The organism is Streptomyces sp. NPDC037288 (genome assembly GCF_055603265.1).
Genome location: NZ_JBVJVY010000001.1, coordinates 98168 through 117232 on the forward strand (window position 1 = coordinate 98168; position 19065 = coordinate 117232).

The 19065-nt window shown below is 71.3% G+C and carries 18 protein-coding genes and 1 tRNA gene; 8 read left to right on the top strand and 11 right to left on the bottom strand.

Annotated features, from left to right (window positions below):
• The first annotated feature begins 317 nt into the window (after positions 1–317).
• Positions 318–962 (top strand): HNH endonuclease family protein, encoded by a 645-nt coding sequence (locus tag ACZ7GZ_RS00520; protein ID WP_471019335.1) that lies wholly within the window; start codon positions 318–320, stop codon positions 960–962.
• A 15-nt stretch (positions 963–977) separates the two neighbouring features.
• Here the strand turns inward: ACZ7GZ_RS00520 and ACZ7GZ_RS00525 are convergent, their stop codons facing one another.
• From ACZ7GZ_RS00525 to ACZ7GZ_RS00535, 3 genes are all read right to left on the bottom strand, one after another.
• The gene (locus ACZ7GZ_RS00525; protein WP_471019336.1) at positions 978–1625 is read right to left on the bottom strand and encodes a DedA family protein; all 648 of its coding nucleotides are present in this window, start codon (positions 1623–1625) and stop codon (positions 978–980) included.
• Between the two features lie 163 nt (positions 1626–1788).
• Positions 1789–2244: a DoxX family protein gene (locus ACZ7GZ_RS00530; protein WP_471019338.1), complete on the bottom strand. Its 456-nt coding sequence runs from the start codon at positions 2242–2244 to the stop codon at positions 1789–1791.
• 505 nt (positions 2245–2749) lie between these two features.
• Positions 2750–2980: a DUF2277 domain-containing protein gene (locus ACZ7GZ_RS00535; RefSeq protein ID WP_471019341.1), complete on the bottom strand. Its 231-nt coding sequence runs from the start codon at positions 2978–2980 to the stop codon at positions 2750–2752.
• 93 nt (positions 2981–3073) lie between these two features.
• Here ACZ7GZ_RS00535 and ACZ7GZ_RS00540 point away from each other — a divergent pair, with 93 nt between their 5' ends.
• Together ACZ7GZ_RS00540 and ACZ7GZ_RS00545 are read left to right on the top strand one after the other, a co-directional pair.
• A complete protein-coding gene (locus ACZ7GZ_RS00540) occupies positions 3074–3982 on the top strand; it encodes a ketopantoate reductase family protein (RefSeq protein ID WP_471019343.1) in 909 nt (302 codons plus the stop codon).
• A gap of 62 nt (positions 3983–4044) precedes the next feature.
• Positions 4045–4386 carry a hypothetical protein gene (locus tag ACZ7GZ_RS00545; protein WP_471019344.1) on the top strand — a complete coding sequence of 114 codons (342 nt, stop codon included), beginning with the start codon at positions 4045–4047 and terminating at the stop codon, positions 4384–4386.
• A gap of 54 nt (positions 4387–4440) precedes the next feature.
• On the opposite strand, the gene ACZ7GZ_RS00550 is transcribed toward ACZ7GZ_RS00545, so the two are convergent.
• Positions 4441–4515: transfer RNA gene (locus tag ACZ7GZ_RS00550), tRNA-Val, on the bottom strand.
• 196 nt (positions 4516–4711) lie between these two features.
• On the opposite strand from ACZ7GZ_RS00550, the gene ACZ7GZ_RS00555 reads away from it, so the two are divergent.
• The 3 genes from ACZ7GZ_RS00555 (at position 4712) to ACZ7GZ_RS00565 (ending at position 7562) form a co-directional block, all read left to right on the top strand.
• Positions 4712–5482, top strand: coding sequence for a DUF4097 family beta strand repeat-containing protein (locus tag ACZ7GZ_RS00555; protein ID WP_471019347.1), 771 nt, complete (start codon positions 4712–4714; stop codon positions 5480–5482).
• 74 nt (positions 5483–5556) lie between these two features.
• Positions 5557–6942 carry a hypothetical protein gene (locus ACZ7GZ_RS00560; RefSeq protein WP_471019349.1) on the top strand — a complete coding sequence of 462 codons (1386 nt, stop codon included), beginning with the start codon at positions 5557–5559 and terminating at the stop codon, positions 6940–6942.
• Between the two features lie 104 nt (positions 6943–7046).
• The gene (locus ACZ7GZ_RS00565) at positions 7047–7562 is read left to right on the top strand and encodes a DUF4383 domain-containing protein (protein WP_471019350.1); all 516 of its coding nucleotides are present in this window, start codon (positions 7047–7049) and stop codon (positions 7560–7562) included.
• Positions 7563–7593: 31 nt separating this feature from the next.
• Here the strand turns inward: ACZ7GZ_RS00565 and ACZ7GZ_RS00570 are convergent, their stop codons facing one another.
• The 3 genes from ACZ7GZ_RS00570 to ACZ7GZ_RS00580 all read right to left on the bottom strand — a co-directional run bounded on the left by ACZ7GZ_RS00570 (position 7594) and on the right by ACZ7GZ_RS00580 (position 12241).
• Entirely contained in the window at positions 7594–8706 is a 1113-nt protein-coding gene (locus ACZ7GZ_RS00570) for an amidase domain-containing protein (RefSeq protein ID WP_471020158.1), read from the bottom strand.
• 174 nt (positions 8707–8880) lie between these two features.
• Complete coding sequence (locus tag ACZ7GZ_RS00575) at positions 8881–10176, bottom strand: polysaccharide deacetylase family protein (RefSeq protein ID WP_471019352.1); 1296 nt, start codon at positions 10174–10176, stop codon at positions 8881–8883.
• A gap of 49 nt (positions 10177–10225) precedes the next feature.
• The gene (locus ACZ7GZ_RS00580; protein ID WP_471020161.1) at positions 10226–12241 is read right to left on the bottom strand and encodes a transglycosylase domain-containing protein; all 2016 of its coding nucleotides are present in this window, start codon (positions 12239–12241) and stop codon (positions 10226–10228) included.
• 387 nt (positions 12242–12628) lie between these two features.
• Here ACZ7GZ_RS00580 and ACZ7GZ_RS00585 point away from each other — a divergent pair, with 387 nt between their 5' ends.
• Entirely contained in the window at positions 12629–12838 is a 210-nt protein-coding gene (locus ACZ7GZ_RS00585) for an FmdB family zinc ribbon protein (RefSeq protein ID WP_471019354.1), read from the top strand.
• Between the two features lie 50 nt (positions 12839–12888).
• Here the strand turns inward: ACZ7GZ_RS00585 and ACZ7GZ_RS00590 are convergent, their stop codons facing one another.
• The 3 genes from ACZ7GZ_RS00590 to ACZ7GZ_RS00600 are packed head-to-tail and all read right to left on the bottom strand — an operon-like array spanning position 12889 to position 17367.
• On the bottom strand, positions 12889–13707 hold the full coding sequence (locus ACZ7GZ_RS00590) for an HAD family hydrolase (RefSeq protein WP_471019357.1): 819 nt from the start codon (positions 13705–13707) through the stop codon (positions 12889–12891).
• Entirely contained in the window at positions 13707–16175 is a 2469-nt protein-coding gene (locus ACZ7GZ_RS00595) for a phosphoribosyltransferase (protein WP_471019360.1), read from the bottom strand. The genes ACZ7GZ_RS00590 and ACZ7GZ_RS00595 overlap by 1 nt, the downstream gene beginning before the upstream one ends.
• A gap of 25 nt (positions 16176–16200) precedes the next feature.
• Entirely contained in the window at positions 16201–17367 is a 1167-nt protein-coding gene (locus ACZ7GZ_RS00600) for an HpcH/HpaI aldolase/citrate lyase family protein (protein ID WP_471019362.1), read from the bottom strand.
• 188 nt (positions 17368–17555) lie between these two features.
• On the opposite strand from ACZ7GZ_RS00600, the gene ACZ7GZ_RS00605 reads away from it, so the two are divergent.
• Positions 17556–18272 carry a TerD family protein gene (locus ACZ7GZ_RS00605; protein ID WP_471019364.1) on the top strand — a complete coding sequence of 239 codons (717 nt, stop codon included), beginning with the start codon at positions 17556–17558 and terminating at the stop codon, positions 18270–18272.
• A gap of 55 nt (positions 18273–18327) precedes the next feature.
• On the opposite strand, the gene ACZ7GZ_RS00610 is transcribed toward ACZ7GZ_RS00605, so the two are convergent.
• Positions 18328–19065 (bottom strand): TerD family protein, encoded by a 738-nt coding sequence (locus tag ACZ7GZ_RS00610; RefSeq protein WP_471020164.1) that lies wholly within the window; start codon positions 19063–19065, stop codon positions 18328–18330.

Consider the following 19065-nt stretch of genomic DNA (forward strand, 5'->3'; position numbering starts at 1 on the left):
CGCACTCGGCGTCCGCGTCACGGGACACGGACCTGCACTGCTTGCCGAAGGTCTCGCTGGCGGCCTGCTCGAGGTCCGCCTCCGGGCGCCGGCTCAGCCTGGCTGAGCAGTATGTCGACGGTCCGGCGAAGAGCTACTCCCCTTCTGCGCCCCCCATCGTACGGGATGTGAAGGTTCGACCCGGAACCGCGCCCAAGCCTTGCCGTGTCATGTACACGTCATTAGCTTCTAACCGAGCGCTCACCCCACGGCAACACGGGCTCGCAAGCATTCCCTCGCCCGCGCCCAACACCCCTACCCCACAAGGAAGTTCCCGCATGTCCAGGTTCTACGCGCGTCGACGGCTGAGCATACTCGCCGCTCTCACCGGCCTCATGGCCTCCGCCGCCCTGCTCGACTCACCGAGCGCCTCCGCCGCCCTCCCCACGCCGGTCAGCGCCGCGACCGCCCGCGGCTACCTCTCCCAGCTCACGGTCGCCACCGAGAACCGCACCGGCTACAGCCGCGACAAGTTCCCGCTCTGGATCACCATCTCCGGCACCTGCAACACCCGCGAGTGGATCCTCAAGCGGGACGGCACGAACGTCGTCACCGACTCCGACTGCAGGGCCACCGGCGGCAGCTGGTACTCGCCGTACGACGGCGCGACCTGGACCTCCCCTTCCGACGTCGACATCGACCACCTCGTCCCGCTCGCCGAGGCCTGGGACTCCGGGGCGAGCAAGTGGACCACTGCCCAGCGGCAGGCCTTCGCCAACGACGTCACCCGCCCCCAGCTCCTCGCCGTCACCGACAACGTGAACCAGGCCAAGGGCGACCAGGACCCGTCCACCTGGATCCCGTCCCGGTCCGCCTACGTCTGCACCTACGTCCGCGCCTGGGTCCAGGTGAAGTACTACTACAACCTCTCGGTCGACTCCGCCGAGAAGACGGCCCTGACGAAGGACCTGGCGAACTGCTGACCTCCGGGCGGCGCCTCAGGAAACGGGGCGGCGGCGCATGAGGTATCCCGCTGCCGCGCCCGCGGCGAAGAGGGCCGCGAACGAGACACCCGTGGCGAGCCAGGTCGCACCGAGCCACTGGGCGCCGTAGTAGCCGAGGGCGACGCTGTACGCGGCCCAGGAGAGGCCGGCCAGGGCGGACCAGGGGACGAAGTCGCGGGCGCGGCGGTGGGCGGCGCCCGCGCAGAAGGAGACGACCGAGCGGCCGGCGGGGGCGAAGCGGGCGAGCACGACCAGCGCGCCGCCGCCCCGGGCCAGGGCGTCGCCGAGACGTTCCTGCGCGGTGGTCAGCCGCCGGGACCGGGCGATCGCCCGGTCCAGCCGCTCACCGCCCCGCCAGGCCAGGCGGTAGGCCACCAGATCGCCGAGGACCGAGGCGGTCGCCGCGGAGAGGATCAGGGCCAGCAGGTCCGGCACGTCGTGCGGGACCCGGCCGGCCGCCGCGCCCGAGCCCGCCGCCGCCGCCGTACCCGCCGTGATGACGAGCACGCCGCTCGGCAGCACCGGCACGAACACGTCGAGCAGCACGGACACGACCACCGCGGCATAGATCCATGGCCCGGTGACCAGCGCCCCCACACTCTCGAACACGACTACTCCCGTTGCTCCCCCGTTGACAGCCATACAGCGTACGCCGGGGGTGTGACAGGAGGGGCCCCGGGGGTGAAACGGGGATCATGCGCGGAAAGCCGTGGCCGGCCCCGGCCGGACGCGGGGCGGCGCCCTTCCCCTTGGGGCGGGGAAGGGCGCCGTGCGCGGCCCTCGTGGCGGTCGGGGGCGGCGCGGGTCAGGCCGCTATCGGGGTCTGCTCCGTGGCGGACCTGCCGCCCTCGGCCGTTCGGCGGCCGACCAGCCGGTCGAGGCCGAAGGCGCCGGAGCCGGTGAAGACCAGCATGAGGAACGCCCAGCAGAACAGGACCGACAGCTCGCCACCGTTCTGGATGGGCCACAGCGCGGCCTGCTGGTGGACGTCGAAGTAGGCGTACGCCATCGAGCCGGAGGCGATCAGCGCGGCACCGCGGGTGCCGAGGCCGAGGAGCACCAGGCCGCCGGCGACCAGCTGGATCACGGCCGCGTACCAGCCGGGCCAGGTGCCGGACGGGATGGTGCCGCCATGGGTGCCCACGGCGCCGCCCAGGACGCCGAAGAGCGAGGCGGCGCCGTGCACGGCGAAGAGCAGGCCCACGACGATGCGGAAGAGCCCGAGGACATAGGGCTGAGCGGAGTTGAGACGTGCGGTCATGAGGGGGTTCTCCTCTTCGGTGTCGGTCGGGCCGGCCGGGGACGTGTGGGTGGCCGGCCGTGGGGGCGGCGGTACCGAATGGAGCCACAGGTTAGGGGCACCTAAGCAATGCTTGCAAGTTCAACATTTGGCCATGGGTACGGCTCAGCTCGCGGCGCCCTGCCGGGAAAGGGCGCACGCAGGGCAGCCCGCGCGACCGCACCGGCGTCCGCCCACATGACCGAATCCACACCTGCACCACCTCCCCCGCGCCAGGTCGCCCGACACCCCCTCCGCGGACAACGCGCAGGGCCGACCGCCTGGAGCGGGCGGGATTTTGACGGGCAGCCAGGTGACAGGCGCACCGGGCGGGCCGGTGGACCGGATGCGCCCCGCAGGCGACCGGCCGCCCGCGGTCGCGGGCCGTCCGGCGAGCAACTCGCCGTCCGCGCACCGCGGATCGGGCGCCGAAGAGGCACCCCGCTGCCGGCGCACCCCCCTATGAGAGACCTCACACGGCCCCGTGCTACCCCGCGCTCCTGACCGACCGCCCTCGCACCTCGAGCCCGCCGAGCAACTCGGCCGTGGCCTCGGCCACCGCGGCCACCGCGCGGTCGAAGGCCTCGCGGTTGTGCGCGGCGGGGGCCCGGAAGCCCGAGACCTTCCGCACGTACTGCAGTGCGGCGGCGTGGATGTCCTCGTCCGTGGCCTCACCGGGCAGGACGGGCGGACGCAGCGTCTTGATACTCCGGCACATGTCCCCAGTCTCACGCACAGAGCACGCCCCTGCGATGATCGCGGGCAAGGCGGCCACCGACACCCGGGGCCGACCCTCGAAAGGAACAGCCTCATGGCGACCAAGAACACCGTGGCCGTGCTCGGCCCCGGCGGCACCGGCGGCCTCCTCGCCGCCCTGCTCTCCCGCTCCGGCCACCGCGTCATCTGCCTGGCCCGGGACCGTACGGCCGAGACCCTGCGCCGTAGTGGAATCACCGTCCGCAGCTCCCAGTTCGGCGGCTTCACCGCCCGCGTCGAGGCGGACACCGAACTGCGCGAACCGGTGGACGCCTGCCTGATCGCCGTCAAGCACACCGCGCTCGACGCCGCGCTCGTCCGGGTGCCGCCCGCCGCCCTCGGCGACGCCCTCGTCGTACCGCTCCTGAACGGCGTCGAACACCCCGCGCGGCTGCGCGCCCGCTACCGCCCAGACCGGGTCGGCCCGGCGGTGATCCGCGTGGAGTCCACCCGTGTCGCCCCGGGTGTGATCGAACACGGCAGCCCGTTCACGGAGATCGACCTCGCCGGGGACGGCGTGCCCCACGCCCGTCTGGACACCCTCGCCGCCGATCTCACCGCGGCCGGGACGGCCACGCGCGTGACCGAGGACGAGACGACGGCCCTGTGGGCCAAGATGGCGTTCCTCGCCCCCTTCGCGCTGCTCACCACCCGGTACGGCCTCCCGCTCGGCGAGGCCCGCACCCGGTACCGCGCGGAACTGGAGTGCCTGGTCGCCGAGACCACCGCGGTCAGCCGCGCCTGCGGCGCCCCCGCCGACCCGGCCCAGGCCCTGGCGCGGTACGACGCCTTCCCGCCCGGCGCCAAGTCGTCCATGCAGCGCGATGCCGAGGCGGGCCGGCCGCTCGAACTCGACGCCATCGGCGGGGCCCTGCTGCGGGCGGCCGGCCGGCACGGCGTACCGGCTCCGGTGACGGCCCGCCTGGTGAGCGAGCTGCGGGCGGCCGGCCACTCGTTCGGCTGAACCTCCCCCGAACCTCAGGAACGAGCTCGCCCCCCAAAATCGAACAGGCGTAGCATTGCCACGTGGCTAAGACCTATGAATTCCCCAGTGACCTCCGCGCCGGTCAGGAGGAGCTGCATCAGGTCCGGGCCGAGCTGTCGGCCCTGCTCAAGCGCCTGCCGTGGTCGGTGGAGCCGATGGACGGCTTCAGTGACGACAACGGCTGGCGCAGGATGGAGCGGCCCGCCTCCCCCGGCTGGACGGCGGACGAGCAGGCCGAGGTGGAGAAGCTGCGCCGCCGCGAACACGAACTCGCGGTGTTCGTCAGCACGCACCGTTTCTGGGCCGAGGTCGCGGCGGCGGACCGCGTGGACGCCCGCACCCAGCTCAAGCACGCCCACGAGCAGCCGGGCGGGGAGGAATGACAACGCCTTCCGGAACGCCAAAGCCCCCGGCCACACGGCCGGGGGCTTTGCTGCTGGTGGGCGCGGACGGTTTCGAACCGCCGACATCCTGCTTGTAAGGCAGGCGCTCTACCCCTGAGCTACGCACCCCTACGCCCTGACCGTGCGCCCAGGACGAGTCGACAGCCTACCTTGCCCGGACCGGTGCACGGCAAACCCGTAACGCCGGGTCACGGCGGGGTCGGTACGGGGGTTAACCCCACCCCCGGTCGGGGAGCTGGCCGGATCACGGTCCTCGCCTAGATCATTTACGGTCGTCCCAGACCGTCCAGGGGGAGAACTCGTCATGGCTCATTCCGTTTCCGTCCGTGCTGCCGTCATAGCTCTGGGCACCGGTGTGCTCGTCGCCGGGCTCAGTGCCTGTGGTGCCTCGGCGGGTGACGACAAGCACCCGGACCACCAATCCTTCGCGCTGCCCGGGCGCACGCTCACCGTCGACGCCGACAGCGCGGCGATCGAGCTGGTCGCAGCGCGGGGGAACAAGACGGGCGTGGTCGAGGTCACCCGGTGGTTCCAGGGGTCGGTGGCCGTCGGCAGCGGGCCGAAGCTCACCTGGTCGCTCGACGGCGACCGGCTGGTACTGCGGGAGCACTGCTCCGGGCTGTTCGCCGACTGCTCGGCCCGCTACCGCGTCGAGGTGCCGTCCGATCTCGCGGTGAAGGCCGTCGAGGGGAACGGGAGCGTGCGGGCGAGCGGGTTCACGGCCGCGCTCGGCATCCGTACGAGCAACGGTGACGTGCACGTCACGCATTCGTCGGGGCCGCTGGACCTGCAGACCGACAACGGCGCGGTCCGGGCGGAGGTCACCTCGCGCCGGGTGCGGGCCGAGGACAGCAACGGCGCGGTGGACCTCGAACTCGGTGCCGTACCCGACGTGGTGAACGCCCACAGCGACAACGGAGAGGTGACGGTCACCCTGCCCCGCTCCGAGTACCACGTGACGGCCGAGTCGGACAACGGGGCGGTGTCGGTGGGGGTGTCGCAGCGCGACCGGAGCCCGCACCGCGTGACCGCAAACTCCTCGAACGGGAAGGTCACGGTGCGGAACCCGAACTGACCGGCCCGTGTCTTCGTCTGCGACGGGTGCGAGAATGACAGCACCCACGGCGAGACACGGCACGGGAGAGGGATGTGACGGCGACACCGGGCACGTCAGCGACGCGGTCGTACCCGCCGTCGGCCGTTCGGACCCGGCCCGGGTCCACGGCTCTGCGCGACACCCTCACCCTGATGAGCCTGCCGGTGCTGGCCGCGCTCGCCCTGCCCGCCGCGTTCGCCGGCGGCGGCACCCGGCGCTGGTTCGGCGGCCGGGCGGAGACCCAGCGGGCCGAGGCGCAGGCCGCGAAGGACGCCGCGGCGACCGCGTTCTACGAACTGGACACCGCCCAGCGGGACCTGAGGATCTCCATCGAGACGATCACGGCCGTGGACGACTCCCCCGCCGCCCGCCGTGCCGCCACCGACTTCGCGGCGCTCGGGCAGCGGATCGACGAGGTCAGCCAGCGCTACATCCAGGCCGTCGACGCCCATGACCTCGACCGGGACGACCTGGAGGCCTCGGCGGCCTCCCGGGCGCGTGCCGAGCTGACCTCCGCCAGGGACGAGCTGGTCCGGGTCAAACAGGAGCTGGACCGTTTCGGCACGTCGCTCGGGCCGCTGCTCGGCACGGCCGAAACCCAGCTGGCCCGGCTGGCGCCCGCCGTGGAGCGGGCCCGGCAGGCGCTGCTGGGCGCGAGCAACGCCCTGGACGCCGTACGGGAACAGGGGCTGCGGGCCGATGACCTGGCGGGGCGGCTCGCCGCCCTCTCCCCCGAGCTGACCAGGCTGAACCAGGGCGCCGGGCAGCACGGGCTGCAGCAGACCCTGGAGCGTGCCGAGCGGGTGCAGCGGGAGGCCGGGGCGATCCGGGCCGAGGCCGAGCGACTGCCGGAGAAGGCGGCCGAGATCGATCACCGGCTGGTCAGCCTGCGCACCCGGGCCCAGGCACTGACCACCCGGGCCGGGCAGGTGGACCCGGTGCTGAGCGAGCTGCGGCGCCGGTTCGCGGCCGCCTGCTGGCAGGACCTGCAGCAGGTGCCCGAACAGGCCGCGCAGAACGTACGGCAGGCCGAGCTGAAGCTCCGCGACGCGCAGGAGGCGCGGGACGCCCAGCGCTGGCCGGACGCCACCTCGCTGCTGTCGACGGTACGAGCCCTCCTGAACGCCACCGACGAGGCCGTGTCGGCCGCGGGTGAGCGGCTGCGGCGCCTGAACGAGGCGCAGAAGGATCCGCAGGCCGAGATCGAGCGGACCCGGTTCGCGATCAGGGACGCCCAGCGGCTGGCGATGACCGGCCGGGCGACCCCGGATCCGCGGCACGCGGGGCCGCTGGACGAGGCGGTGGGGCGGCTGGAGCGGGCGATCGGTTCCCTGGAGGGGCGGCACCCCGACTATTGGCACTTCCTGACCGAGACGGAGGCCGTCCGGCAGGTCGCGGCGCGGGTGGTGGCGCAGATCCGTGAGGAGCGCGGACACTGAGGACCAGCCCCGTGGGGTTGCTGTCCCGTCGGTTGCAGGGCGCCGCGATGCGGGCGGATATTGGATGGACGGATGGCCTCCGCTAGCGCCCGAGGGAGGCGGACATGGCCACACACGCAGTGCACACGAAGCCGCGACGGCGGATCCGGTTCGACGAGCATCTGCCCGTCGACCACAGGCTGAACACGGTCTACCGGATCGGCGCGGGCCTGATCGGCGCGTTCCTCGTCGCGTTCGGCATCCTGGGTCTGATCAACCACATCGGTTTCTTCGACACCGGTGGCAACAGCGTCGCCGGGCTGAACAGCAACGGCACGCTGAGCGTGCTGTCGATCGTCGTCGGGGCCATCCTGCTCGCGGGCATGGTGATCGGCGGGAACGTGGCGTCCACGCTGAACATGGTGTTCGGGGTGCTGTTCCTGCTGGCCGGCTTCCTGACCCTCGGCCTGCTCGACAGCAGCTACAACTTCCTGGCGTTCAAGATCCAGAACGTGTTCTTCAGCTTCATCGTGGGCCTGCTGCTGATGACCTTCGGCATGTACGGCCGGGTCGGCTCGACCCTGCCGCACGACAACCCGTACTACCGGGCCCGCCACCCCGACGAGCGCGGGACGGACTGAGCCGTCCCGCGCCGGCACCGACCGGATCGAATCAGGTGCGGTAGGCGTAGTAGTACGCGTTCGGGTACGACGCCACCAGGCTGGCCACCGACCTGTTGTAGGTGTTCGTCGAGTGGTACGTCACGTACGGCACGCCGTAGCGGTCGCGGTAGGTGACGATCATCGAGTGGTCCTTGGACCCGTCCCGGTTGAAGTCCATCTGGATCACGTCACCGAGGTTCGCCTGGTAGACGTTGGCGAGCGGGGTGACGCGCTTGGAGGACAGGGCGAACCAGGAGAACTCGTTCACGCCGACGAACGAGTCCGACTGGATGTCGGCGTTGCCGAACCACTTGTGGAAGTCGTTCGTGTAGCCGGGGACGTGCTTCCAGCCGCCCGCCTTCAGGGACTGGCTGACGAAGTTGGTGCAGTCACCGCCGTCGGCCTCCCCGTTGTAGTTCGGGTAGTCCGGGTTGTAGTGGGACCAGTACTTCGTCGCGTACGCCACCATGGCCTTGTAGTCGTAGGCGCCGCCGGTGAGGTTCTTCGCGTTGGCCGCAGCGGGCCAGCTGGTGGACGCGCGGGGCGCGTCGGGCGGACCGTCGTCGGCGGTCGTCCTCACCTTGGCGACGGACGGCGTGGCGACCTGGTTCACGGCGAGGTAGCCGTCGTCGGTGTCGCGGATGCCGGTCAGCTGCCAGTCCCCGTCGCGATCGGCCTTGAAGGTCAGCTCGTGATGGGCCTGGAACCCCGTGGTCTTCGGGCCCTTGGCCGCGGGCTTGTGGTAGGTCAGGGTCGTGGTCTCGGTGACGGCGACCTTGGCGCGCCGGCCGTTGACCTGCGTGGCGTCGAGCGTGACCTGCGTGCTGCCCGCGCTGTACTTCTCGCCCAGCTTGGCGAGGCGGGTCCGGCGGGCGCGCAGCTCGCCGAGGGCGGAGCTCTGCTCACGGTTCTGCCCGCCCGACAGGCGGACGGACCCGGAGAAGCCGGACGTGTGATGCGTCCCGGCGCTGCCGGCCCCGTCCACCAGGGCCTGGGTGCGGTCGGTGAAGACCGCGTCGGCCAGCCGTTGGAAGGTCGCCTTGGTGGCCGCGTCCACCGTCGGGTCGTTGGTGACCGCGGCCCCCGCGCTCCAGTTCGGCACCAGGGCCACGCCTGCGACCACCGAGGCAGCCGCAGCCGTGACTATGGTCGCGCGGCGCCGCTTGCGGCTCAGTCTTCTAGATTTCAATGGTGTTCCCCTTTTCGCCGGTACACCTACCGGGATGGAGCATCTTTGCATGCCTGGTGTGGTGGATGTGAAGGGAGTTGCACAAGTGGAACCGGCGTGGCGCACCGGTCACTTGACGACCTGCGACCAGTCCGGCGACTGGGCGGGGTCGAGGCTGCGCAGGGCGGCCAGGGTCTGCGGCTTTTGTACGTCGAGCCAGTCGGACAGTTCCTTGAAGGACACGCACTTGACGCCCTTTTTGGTGCAGATCTTCGGGATGATCTGGTCGATGGCCTTCATGTAGATGCCGCCGTTCCAGTCCTCGAAGTGGTCACCGACGAACAGCGGGGCCCGGCTGCCGTAGTAGACGCGGTTGAAGCCGGCCATGTAGGAGTCGACGGTCATCTGCTGCCACTGGGCGTACTTCGACGGATCACCGTTCGTCTCGCCCCGGGACTGGTTGTAGAGGAAGTTGAAGTCCATCGACAGGCCCTGGAACCTGCCGTTCTCGTACGGGAGCATCTCCAGCGGGAAGTCCCAGATGCCGTTCTTCTTCGTGGGCCATATCTGGAAGTCGCCCGGGGAGCTCGCGTCGTAGCGCCAGCCATAGCCCTTGATGGCCTTGAGGAGGTTCGGCTGGCCCTCCAGGCAGGGTGCGCGCCCGCCGGTGACCTCCTTCTTGAAGTCGAAGGGCAGCGCGGGAACGTCCTTGTAGCCGGTGTTGGTCTTCCAGTTCTCCACGAACTGGTAGAACTGGTCGATCTCGCTCTTCCACTGGGCGACGGACCAGTCGCCGCCGCCCTTCTTGCCGCAGAAGTGGCCGTTGAAGTGGGTGCCTATCTCGTTGCCCTGCTGGTAGGCCAGGCGGAGCTGCTCCAGCGTGGTGCGGATGTGCTCGTCGGTGGCGTAGTCGATGGCGGCGTCGCCGGGCGCGTGCATCGGGCCGTGGTAGAGGGACTTCTTGCTCTTGGGCAGCAGGTAGATGCCGGTGAGGAAGAACGTCATGTGGGCGTTGTACTGCTCGGCCATCTCCCGGTAGTGCGAGAAGAGATGGTCGTCGCCCTCCAGCGCGCCGTCCCAGGAGAAGACGACGAACTGGGGCGGCTTTTCGCCGGGCTTGAGCGGCACCGGCTTCAACTGCCCCTTCTGCGGGCCGGTGTAGGAGGTCGAGCCGTCACCGAGGATGTGGGTCTTGCCGTCCCAGGTGGGCGTCGGGCTGGGCTTCGGGGCGACCGCCCTGGCCTTCTTGCCGGCCGAGGCGGTCGGCTCGGTGTCGTCCGGCCGGGTCAGCGCCAGGAAGCCGGCCACCACGGAGGCCACGACCAGGAGGAAGGCGAGCGTCAGGACCTGCGGGCGGGCGGCGGCGGGGGCCAGGCGACGGCCGGGGGCGCGGCGCCGGCCCGTCGGTGACTTCTTGCGAGACATGCGCGGCTCAATTTCCGAGAGGGGCGAGGGTGGTCTGTCGGGTCCGGAGTCAGCCGACACCCGTGGCGGCCGACCAGAGGGCGTACGGGACGTCGTCCGCCGATGTGCCCGCCAGCCCCTTGAGGGGCAGCGGCTGCAGGGACTTCGCCAGGTCCATGCGGTAGACGACGACCGCTGTCGACACGGAGTCGGCCGTGCCGGCGTACCAGGCGGCGGTGTCCTTGTCGTCGGTACCGGCCTTCCCGGACGCCCCCGGGCTGGTGACGGCCGTGGCCGGATGGGCGGTGCGGAGCGAGTCGGCGAGCGCCTCGTCCACCTCCTGGGCCACCTGGGCGCCGACCGCACGCCGGGGGCGCGGGGTGTCGAAGGCGACCGGGGCGCCGTTGCGGGTGATCCGGCGCACCGAGTACGGCTCCGTGTGCGTGCCGCCGGCCGCGAACGTGGCGTATCCGCTCGCCATGCGGATGGCACTGGGCGTGGAGTTGCCGAGCGACAGGGCGGGTACCTGGGGGCCGATGGTGGAGGACAGCAGTCCGGACGCCACGGCGGTCTGGCGGACGTTGTCCAGGCCGGTGTCCATGCCGAGCTGCATGAAGGGGGTGTTGACCGACCGGGCGAGCGCCTGGCGCAGGGTGATCTGCCCGTAGGACGTGCCGCCGTCGTTGTGTGCGGCGACCTTCTTGCCGCCGCGGTCCCAGTAGGGGCCCTCGGGGGTGGTCACGGGAATGCCGTCGTCGCCGTTGTAGAGCGTGTCGGGGCCGACCGGGGTGGCCGGTCCGCCGCGCGTCTTGTGGACGCCGTGTTCGAGCCCGGCGGCGTAGACGAACGGCAGGAACGCGCTGCCCGCGGGGACGGTGGCCGCGTTGGACTCGTTGTAGCCCTGCGTACGGTGGTCCGGGCCGCCGTAGACCGCGACGATCCGGCCGTCGGCGGCGACCGATGCGGCGCCGTAGTGCGCGGTCTTCGCCGCGTCCGGGTGGTCCTTCGCCGACTGCTTGCGGGCCTTGGTGACGGCGTCGGTGAGCGCCTGCTCCCGCTTGCGGTCGAAGGTCGTGTAGATCTGGTAGCCGCCGAGGTCGAACTGCTTGTCGGTCAGGTGCCCGGACTTCTTGGCGTACTGCGACGCCAGCTCCACCAGGTAGTCGCTCTGCGCACCGGTGCTGTACAGCGGGTTGCTCTTCAGCGGCTCGGGGAAGGTCCGGTACGTGGCGCGTTCCTGCGGCGACAGCCGGTGGATCTTGACCATGCGGTCCAGGATCCACTTCCAGCGCTCCACGGCCCGCTTGTGGTTGGCCTTGCCGAGCGTCGGGTCGTACAGGCCCGCGCCCTTGAGGAGTCCGGCGAGCATGGCCGCCTCGGAGGCGTTGAGCTTGCTGACGTCCTTGCCGTAGTAGGCCTGGGCGGCGCGCTGGATGCCGTAGCTGCCACGGCCGAACCAGCTGGTGTTGAGGTAGCCCTCCAGGATCTGGTCCTTGCTCATCTTGTTGTCGAGCTTGAGGGCGATCATCGCCTCGGTGAACTTGCGGCTGAGGGTCTGATTCTGGGTGAGGTAGACGTTTTTGACGTACTGCTGGGTGATGGTGGATCCGCCCTCGGTGTCCCCCTTGCCCACCGTGCGGTACAGCGCCCGCGTCAGGCCTTTGACGGATATGCCCGGATCCGAGTAGAAGCTCTCGTTCTCCGCCGCCAGCACCGCCCAGCGGACGTCCTGGGGTATGTCCTTCAGGGGCATCGCCTGCCGCTGCACCCAGCCCGTGCGGGCCATCGGGGTGCCGTCCGACCAGAAGTAGACGTTGTCCTGCTGCGTGGCGTACGTGTTCAGGTCGGTCGGTATGTCGGTCATCGCGTACGCCGTGACGAGGAAGAGGCTCAGCAGGCCGAGGGAAGACACCGTGGCGCCGAGCCACTGGCGCCAGGACGGCATCCAGCGGCGCCAGCCGGTCCGGCCGGGGCGGGGGTACAGGGGCTTCAGACGGCGCGCGTAGCGGGCGAGCCGGCGGGCGTACGGGACCAGCCTGCGGGCGTAGGGGGTGAGCGGCCCGAGCAGACGCCGGGTCGCGGCCACGGCGCGCTCCCGCGCGGCGGGACGCGCACTGCGCCGGCGCTCGGCCCGGCCGCCGGCGGCGAGCGGCTCCGGCGGCTCCGGCGCACGCAGCTGCATGGTCTCGTCCGCCCTGAGAGCCTCCACCCTCAGATGCAGGGTCACGTCCGCGGCGGGCGGCTCGTCGTCACGGCCTCCCGCCTTGGGAACGCCGTCCCCCTGCGACGCATCGGTCACGTGCGTCTCCCCTCCGCACTCGGTCTTGCTCGCGCGGTGAGCTGAGCACCCTCGCAACGCTTCACAAGTTATCAACGAAGTTTTCGAATCCCCCGTTCAAGGGGCGGGGTTTCTCGCAACACTCATGCAACATTGAGAAACGACGCCCGGAATCCCGGCGGCTACCCTGGGCCCATGCCTCGCTATGAGTACCGGTGCCGTACCTGCGGCGACACGTTCGAACTGAGCCGTCCGATGGCGGAGTCCGCCGCCCCCACGCCTTGCCCTGCCGGGCATGACGACACGGTGAAGCTGTTGTCGACCGTAGCCGTGGGCGGTACGGCCACGCAGGCCCCTGCGGGGGGCGGGGGCGGCGGTTGTTGCGGCGGGGGCTGCTGCGGGTAGTCGCCCCCGCCCCACGCGGCCGAGCCGCGTATCGATACAGCCCCGCGCCCCTATCGCGGCGCTGCCGTGCGGGTCGCCTTCAAGAACTCCCGGGCGATCCGCTCCCCCGCCAGCACGCCCCGCTCCGGCAGTGCCGCGATCTGCGGTGCCGTCCAGCCCGTGTCGGCCAGTTCGCCGTGGCCGGGGCGCCAGCCCCGGTCGGCGGCCAGGAGCAGGTCGGCGTCGAGGAGGGAGTCCCCGGCGGCCAGCGTGAGGTCCGCGCCGGTGCGCCGGGCGACCTCCCGTACCGCCGCGCTCTTGGTGAGCGGCTGGGGAACGGCGTAGATCTTGCGGCCCTGGAGCGAGACGGTCCAGCCGCGGTTCTCGGCCCACACCGCCAGCTCCTTCACCCAGTCCTCGGGCAGCAGCTCGCGCTCGACGACGAGATAGGCGAACAGGTCCTCGGCGACCCGGTGCTTGCGCACCCAGACGGGGTCGGCCGCCCTCAGCAGGTGCTCGCGCACCTCGTCCAGCGGCGCGCACTCGTCGGCGAGACGGGCCTGCACGCCCGCGTGCCAGTCGGTGTCCGTCATCCCGTCGACCAGCAGATGGCCGCCGTTGGCGCAGATCGCGTACTTGGGGGGCGGCCCGGGCAGGTTGATCCGCTGATACTGCTTGCGCGTCCGGGTCGTGGTCGGCACGAAGACGGCCGTGTCGCCGAGGTCGGTCAGCAGCTGGGCCGCCGTCTCGGTCATGTACGACAGCGGCCTTGCCTCGTGGACCTCCACACACAGCAGCCGGGGCGCCCGCGCGTCGGGCATGGTCAGCGCGAGGGCCGCCGAGGAATAGATCAGCGTACGGTCGAGGTCGCTCGCCACCAGCACCGGCATCAGGCGTTCACCGCCTTGCCGTCGGCACCCGTGGCGCCGCGCGTGTACCGGGGGTGGATCAGGCCGACGCAGGTGTACGGCAGATCACCGACCTCCTCGACGGGTACGCCTCTCTGCTCGGCGAGCAGGCGGACATGGTCGAGGTCGGCCCCGGCCCCTTCCCGGGCGAGGATCTTCCACGGCACCCGGCGCAGCAGCACCCGGGTGGTCTCGCCGACGCCGGGCTTGACGAGGTTCACGTCGTGGATGCCGTACTCCTCGCTGATCCGCTCGACGGCCCGCCAGCCGGCCCAGGTCGGGGTGCGGTCCTCGGCCATCAGCTCCTTGACCGCGGTGTCGACGGGGTCGGCGACCTCGGGGAAGCGGGCGGAGACGGCGTCGAGGAAGGCCACCGAGACATCGGCGCCGGCGAGTTCGCGGTAGAACTTCGCGCCGTGGAAGTCGTCCGGGCCGACCAGGTCGGCGCGCAGGACCGTACGCGAGATCAGGCCGGAGACGGTGGAGTTGAGGCAGGCGGAGGGGATGAGGAAGTCCTCGCGGGTGCCGTAGGTGCGCACGCAGGAGCCCGGGTCGGCGAGTACGGCGATCTCCGGGTCGAAGCCGGTGACGCCCTCCTTCTCCTCGAACTCCCCGACCGCCTGCGCGAGTTCCCGGGTGATGGCGCCCTTGCCGGTCCAGCCGTCGACGAACACGACGTCACGTGGGTCGTGCCGGTCGGCCAGCCAGCGCAGCGCGTTGGCGTCGATGCCCCGGCCGCGCACGATCGACACGGCGTAGTGCGGGAGGTCGAGGCCGTGCCGGAACCGGGCCCAGCGGCGCATGAGGATGCCGACCGGGGTGCCCGCGCGGGCCAGGGACACCAGCACCGGGCGGGGCGACCGCTCGGCGACGACGGCCTCGGTCACCACGCCGACCGCCTGGGCGAGCCGGGCGGCGGAGGCGTCGAGGGCGGTGTGGAACAGCTCCTGGTACTGCTCGCTGGGCTGGTACTCCACGGGCAGGGACTCGGCGTAGTGCGCGCCGCCGCTCTGGATGGCCTCCTCGCGCTCCTCGGTCGGCGCCTCCAGCGTGACGTCGGAGAGGTCCTGCAGCAGCCAGCCGACCTCGTCGGGCGGGTACGAGGAGAATGCGGGGCCGCGGAGGGGCTCGGGCAGCATGGCCGGCCTTTCGGGAGCGGGCGGTACGTACGACGGGACGACCGCGAGCAGGACGTGCGGGGTATGGGCGGCGAGCCGCGCCAGCAGGCCGTCGGGCGCGTGCAGCGCGGGGGTGTCGGCGACGGAGTCGACCACGGCGACGACGGCATCGAAGCCGCCGCCCGCGACGTTGTAGGCGTAGCGCTCACCGGGCCCGTCGGCCGGGTCGTCATGGGCGGCGAAGACCAGCCGGGTGCGGATCGCGTAGCCGGGGTCGTCCAGCGCGAGGACGGGCGAGCGGGTGGTGGTGGAGAAGCGCACCTCGGCCGCCATGACCCGCTCCAGCTCGCAGGCGAGACGCAGGGGGGCGTACATCAGCTCCTCGAAGCCGAGGACCAGGATCCGGCGGGCGCCGGGGGGCAGGGCGTCGCGTATTCGACCGGCCATCGCGGGCAGCGCGGCGTCCAGGCGGGCCCGGTGGGCGGGCGTGAAGCCGTGCCGCCCGCCGTCGGGGAGGCGGTGAGGCCAGTGGAGTTCTATCCGGCTCGGCTGGCGCGCCCCCACAGGGGCGGGAGGAACTGCGCGACCGGCCACCGACGACCCGCCCCCGGCGGACTCATGGTGAGCCACCAGTTCCTGCCCCTTCTCCAGGACGTCCGACGGCAGCCGCACCGTCCCGGACGCGGCGGCGACAAGATCCACCCGCGCCCCGGTCTCACCGGCGAACCGCTCCAGCCGATCCGCGTCCTCAGCCGAGCGCATATCCACCAGCGCCACCACCACATACCGCCGTCGCGGATACCGTTCATGCAGGTCGCGGATGGTGTTCAGCACGGTGTTACCGGTCGAGAACTCGTCGTCGACGAGCACCAGCGGACCGTCACCGGCCAGCAGACCGGCGTCTTCGGGCAGCAGGAGATGAGACGTGGCGTGCGAGTGGGACTCCTCGAAGCCGCCCGCCCGGGCGACCCCGGCCACCGGCCGCCGCGTGGAGTGCAGATACGGCGCCGTACCGAGGCCGTCGGCCACGGCGTGGCCCAGCCCCGTCGCGGTCTCCGCATAGCCGAGGACGACAGCGGCACCCCCCTCCGCCTCGCCCAGCAGCTCGGCGACCCGTCGGCCCAGGCGGTAGCCGTACGCGTAGACCACGGACGGCGACTGCGGTACGTGCTTGCCGAGCACGTTGGAGACCAGCAGATGGGCCCGCTTGGGATTACGGCGCAGCGCGAGCCCCAGCAGGGCCTGCAGGCCGTCGTCCCCCACGAGTTCGACCCCGAGCCGCTCCGCGACCCAGCTGCCGGACCAGATACCGTCGTTCACTGCGTGATTCATGCGTTCCTTGGACGTGATGGAAGGTTCAGCCGGGTATCCCGGCGGCGAGCAGCTCCACGAAGCCGACGTCCTCGTGGGCCACGCCGAAGGCCTCGGCGCGCAGCAGGGTCCGCTCGGCCCAGGCGCGGTGCGGCTTCACCTCGTTCATCTTGTTCGTGTAGGCCGACCGAAGTACACCTCCGCCGCCGCGTTCCGGCCGCAGGATGTCCTGGGCGTCGCTGTACTCCTCGTGGCTGACCACGGACAGCGCGTGGACGGGCAGCACGTGGGAGGGGTGGATGCAGGTCTTGCCGAGCAGGCCGTTGGCCTGGTCGAGGGAGATCTCCCGCAGCAGACCGTCCATGGCGTGCTCGATCAGCTTCTCGCGCAGCTCGACGGCCTGCACCTCCAGGAAGGGGCTCTGCCTCAGCTGCGGCTTGAACATGCGCTCGGAGACCCGGAAGTACTCCCACACGGGCCCGGTCACGGTGAACCCGGTGCCGTCGGCCCGGGCCAGCATGTTCACGACGTCGGCGATCACGGAGGCGACGATCTGGACGTCGTAGGCGGTCATGTCCGGGGCGCGGCGCAGGCCGTAGGAGGAGCAGAAGTCGGTCACGCCGAGGCGCAGCGCCAGCACCCGTTCGCGGAACTTGTCGACCGCGCGGAAGATGCCCTCCAGGGTGTCCACGCGGGACTCGCGGTAGAGCAGCTCCGGGGACTCCAGGACGGGCATGGCGAACAGCCGGCGCCCGGTGCCGGCCTCGGCGGCCGTCAGGGCCTCCAGGAAGGGGATGCCGCGCTCCTCGGTGAACTTGGGCAGCACGAATCCGGACAGCAGCCGCACGGACGGGCCGAGGCGCCGGGCGAGATCGGGGATCTGCTCGGGGGTGCGGACCCGGATGAAGAGGAGCGGCGGCTCGGTTCCGGGCCGGGCGGTCAGGTCGGCGAACTGCCGGACGAGGTTCTCCTCGCCGGCCACGACGTCCGCGTCGTCGATCGAGTCCTCCAGGCACAGCACCATCGAGACCACGCCGTTCCCGGCCTGCTTGACGATGTCGTCGGCGAGCCGCGGCCGGGTGGCCGGGCTGTACAGGGTGGCGCCGAGGGCGGCGGCGAGCAGCCGGGCCGGCGAGTCGGCGCTGAACGCGCACGGCTCCCGGTGGAAGAGGCGCTGCCGCACCTCGGGGGCGATGTGCCCGAAATGACGCATATGACTCCCCTCAGGGGTGCGAGCCGAGTCTGAGTATTCGGTAAAGGGTGGCCGGTAATAGTACGTAGGGATCCATGTCAGGGGTTCCCTGCGGGCATGAATTTCCGGTAACTCGCCCATGTCGGCGGCGCTCTGGGAGACCACCCCCCGCATTGTCGTGGCCAGGACCGAGAAGGCAGGATGACCGCATGACGCACGCGATGCTGAAGGGGTCGAACGTCCCGCTGGAAGCCGACACGGTCCGCGCGGTACTGCGCTGGACTCCCGGGCAGGGGGTCCCGGACGTGGACGCCTCGGCACTGCTGCTGGGCCCTGACGGCCGGGTGCGCTCCGACGAGGACTTCGTCTTCTACAACCAGCCCCGGCACCCTTCCGGGAAGGTGTGGCGGCTGGGCAAGAAGCGCATCGCCGAGGGACTGACCGACACGATCCAGACGGATCTGCCCGGCGTCGAGCCGGACGTCGGCCGGATCCTGCTGGTCGCGTCGGCGGACGGGGTCACCTTCGACCGGGTGCCGGCGCTGTGCATCATGCTGTACGACGCCGCGGTCGCCGGCGGGGAGCCCCTGGCCCGGTTCGAGATCAAGCCGGAGACGGGCGCGGAGACGGCCCTGATCTGCGGGGAGCTGTACCGGCGCGGGGAGGGCTGGAAGTTCCGCGCCCTGGGAGAGGGCTACTCGAACGGGCTGAAGGGGCTGGCCACGGACTTCGGTATCTCGGTGGACGAGGGGGAGCCGGTGCCCCCGGCGGTTCCGCAGCAGCCGCCGGCGTACGGGTATCCCCAGCCGACGTCGGGGCAGCCGGCGTACGGGTACCCCCAGCCTCAGCCGGTTCCCGTGCCGGTGGGGCCGGTGGATCCGGACTTCCGGTTGCCTCCGCAGGGGCCGCAGTTCATCGGGCGGTGAGTGGTCTCTCGCGCGGTTCCCCGCACCCCTCAGGGGCGCACCAGCCCGCGGCGCCTCAGCGGTCGGCCTTGGATTTGTAGCCCCTGCCCCACTGCAGCCCCCACCCGTAGAGCCGGTCCAGCTCCCCCTGGAAGCCGTACACGAACTTCACCTCGCGGCGGACGACCAGCTCCCCCTTCACGTTCTCGATCATGACGACCGCGCACGAGCGGGCCTGGGGGTGGCGTTCGTCGAGGCCTATCTCGATGCGGGGGCCGTTGCTGGGGTACAGCGTGACGATGGCGTGGGTACGGTCGAAGGCCGGCGTCTGGTCGTAGATGTAGACGAAGACCAGCAGGCGTTTGATGGCGTCGCGGTGGTCGAGGTTGACGTACATCGTCTCGCCGGACGCCGAGCCGAACCGGTCGTCTCCGCTGAGCTTGATGTACGGCGGTGCGTTGACGTCCCCTAGGTAGCCGCCCAGCGGCTGGACGACACCCTTCGTGCCGTCGGTCAGTTCGTAGAGGCAGCCCAGGTCGAGGTCGACGTTGACCATGCTCTGGCCGTGACCGAGGACCTCGGGGGGCCTGAGGGCCTTGAAGGGGTGCCTGAGGAGGCCGGTGCGCTGGACCCCGTCGAAGTCGGAGGTGCGCATCCGCCAGGTGAGGTTGACGCGCAGATGGCCGGTGGCCGCGCCCTGCTTGGTGAGGGACACCGCCTGGTGCCGCCTGGTGAGTTCGATGGCGTTGGTCGAGGCACTGCCCGAGTCGAAGTCGGCGGCGCTGGCGCCGCGCAGCCCGTCGAAGAAACCCAT

Coding starts and splice junctions, on each gene's coding strand:
- ACZ7GZ_RS00535 (WP_471019341.1), bottom strand. CDS start 2,980: ATGTGCCGGAGTATCAAGACGCTGCGTCCGCCCGTCCTGCCCGGTGAG.
- ACZ7GZ_RS00555 (WP_471019347.1), top strand. CDS start 4,712: ATGGCTCATTCCGTTTCCGTCCGTGCTGCCGTCATAGCTCTGGGCACC.
- ACZ7GZ_RS00610 (WP_471020164.1), bottom strand. CDS start 19,065: ATGGGTTTCTTCGACGGGCTGCGCGGCGCCAGCGCCGCCGACTTCGAC.
- ACZ7GZ_RS00590 (WP_471019357.1), bottom strand. CDS start 13,707: ATGCCGGTGCTGGTGGCGAGCGACCTCGACCGTACGCTGATCTATTCC.
- ACZ7GZ_RS00600 (WP_471019362.1), bottom strand. CDS start 17,367: ATGCGTCATTTCGGGCACATCGCCCCCGAGGTGCGGCAGCGCCTCTTC.
- ACZ7GZ_RS00540 (WP_471019343.1), top strand. CDS start 3,074: ATGGCGACCAAGAACACCGTGGCCGTGCTCGGCCCCGGCGGCACCGGC.
- ACZ7GZ_RS00565 (WP_471019350.1), top strand. CDS start 7,047: ATGGCCACACACGCAGTGCACACGAAGCCGCGACGGCGGATCCGGTTC.
- ACZ7GZ_RS00605 (WP_471019364.1), top strand. CDS start 17,556: ATGACGCACGCGATGCTGAAGGGGTCGAACGTCCCGCTGGAAGCCGAC.
- ACZ7GZ_RS00525 (WP_471019336.1), bottom strand. CDS start 1,625: ATGGCTGTCAACGGGGGAGCAACGGGAGTAGTCGTGTTCGAGAGTGTG.
- ACZ7GZ_RS00520 (WP_471019335.1), top strand. CDS start 318: ATGTCCAGGTTCTACGCGCGTCGACGGCTGAGCATACTCGCCGCTCTC.
- ACZ7GZ_RS00530 (WP_471019338.1), bottom strand. CDS start 2,244: ATGACCGCACGTCTCAACTCCGCTCAGCCCTATGTCCTCGGGCTCTTC.
- ACZ7GZ_RS00585 (WP_471019354.1), top strand. CDS start 12,629: ATGCCTCGCTATGAGTACCGGTGCCGTACCTGCGGCGACACGTTCGAA.
- ACZ7GZ_RS00575 (WP_471019352.1), bottom strand. CDS start 10,176: ATGTCTCGCAAGAAGTCACCGACGGGCCGGCGCCGCGCCCCCGGCCGT.
- ACZ7GZ_RS00595 (WP_471019360.1), bottom strand. CDS start 16,175: ATGAATCACGCAGTGAACGACGGTATCTGGTCCGGCAGCTGGGTCGCG.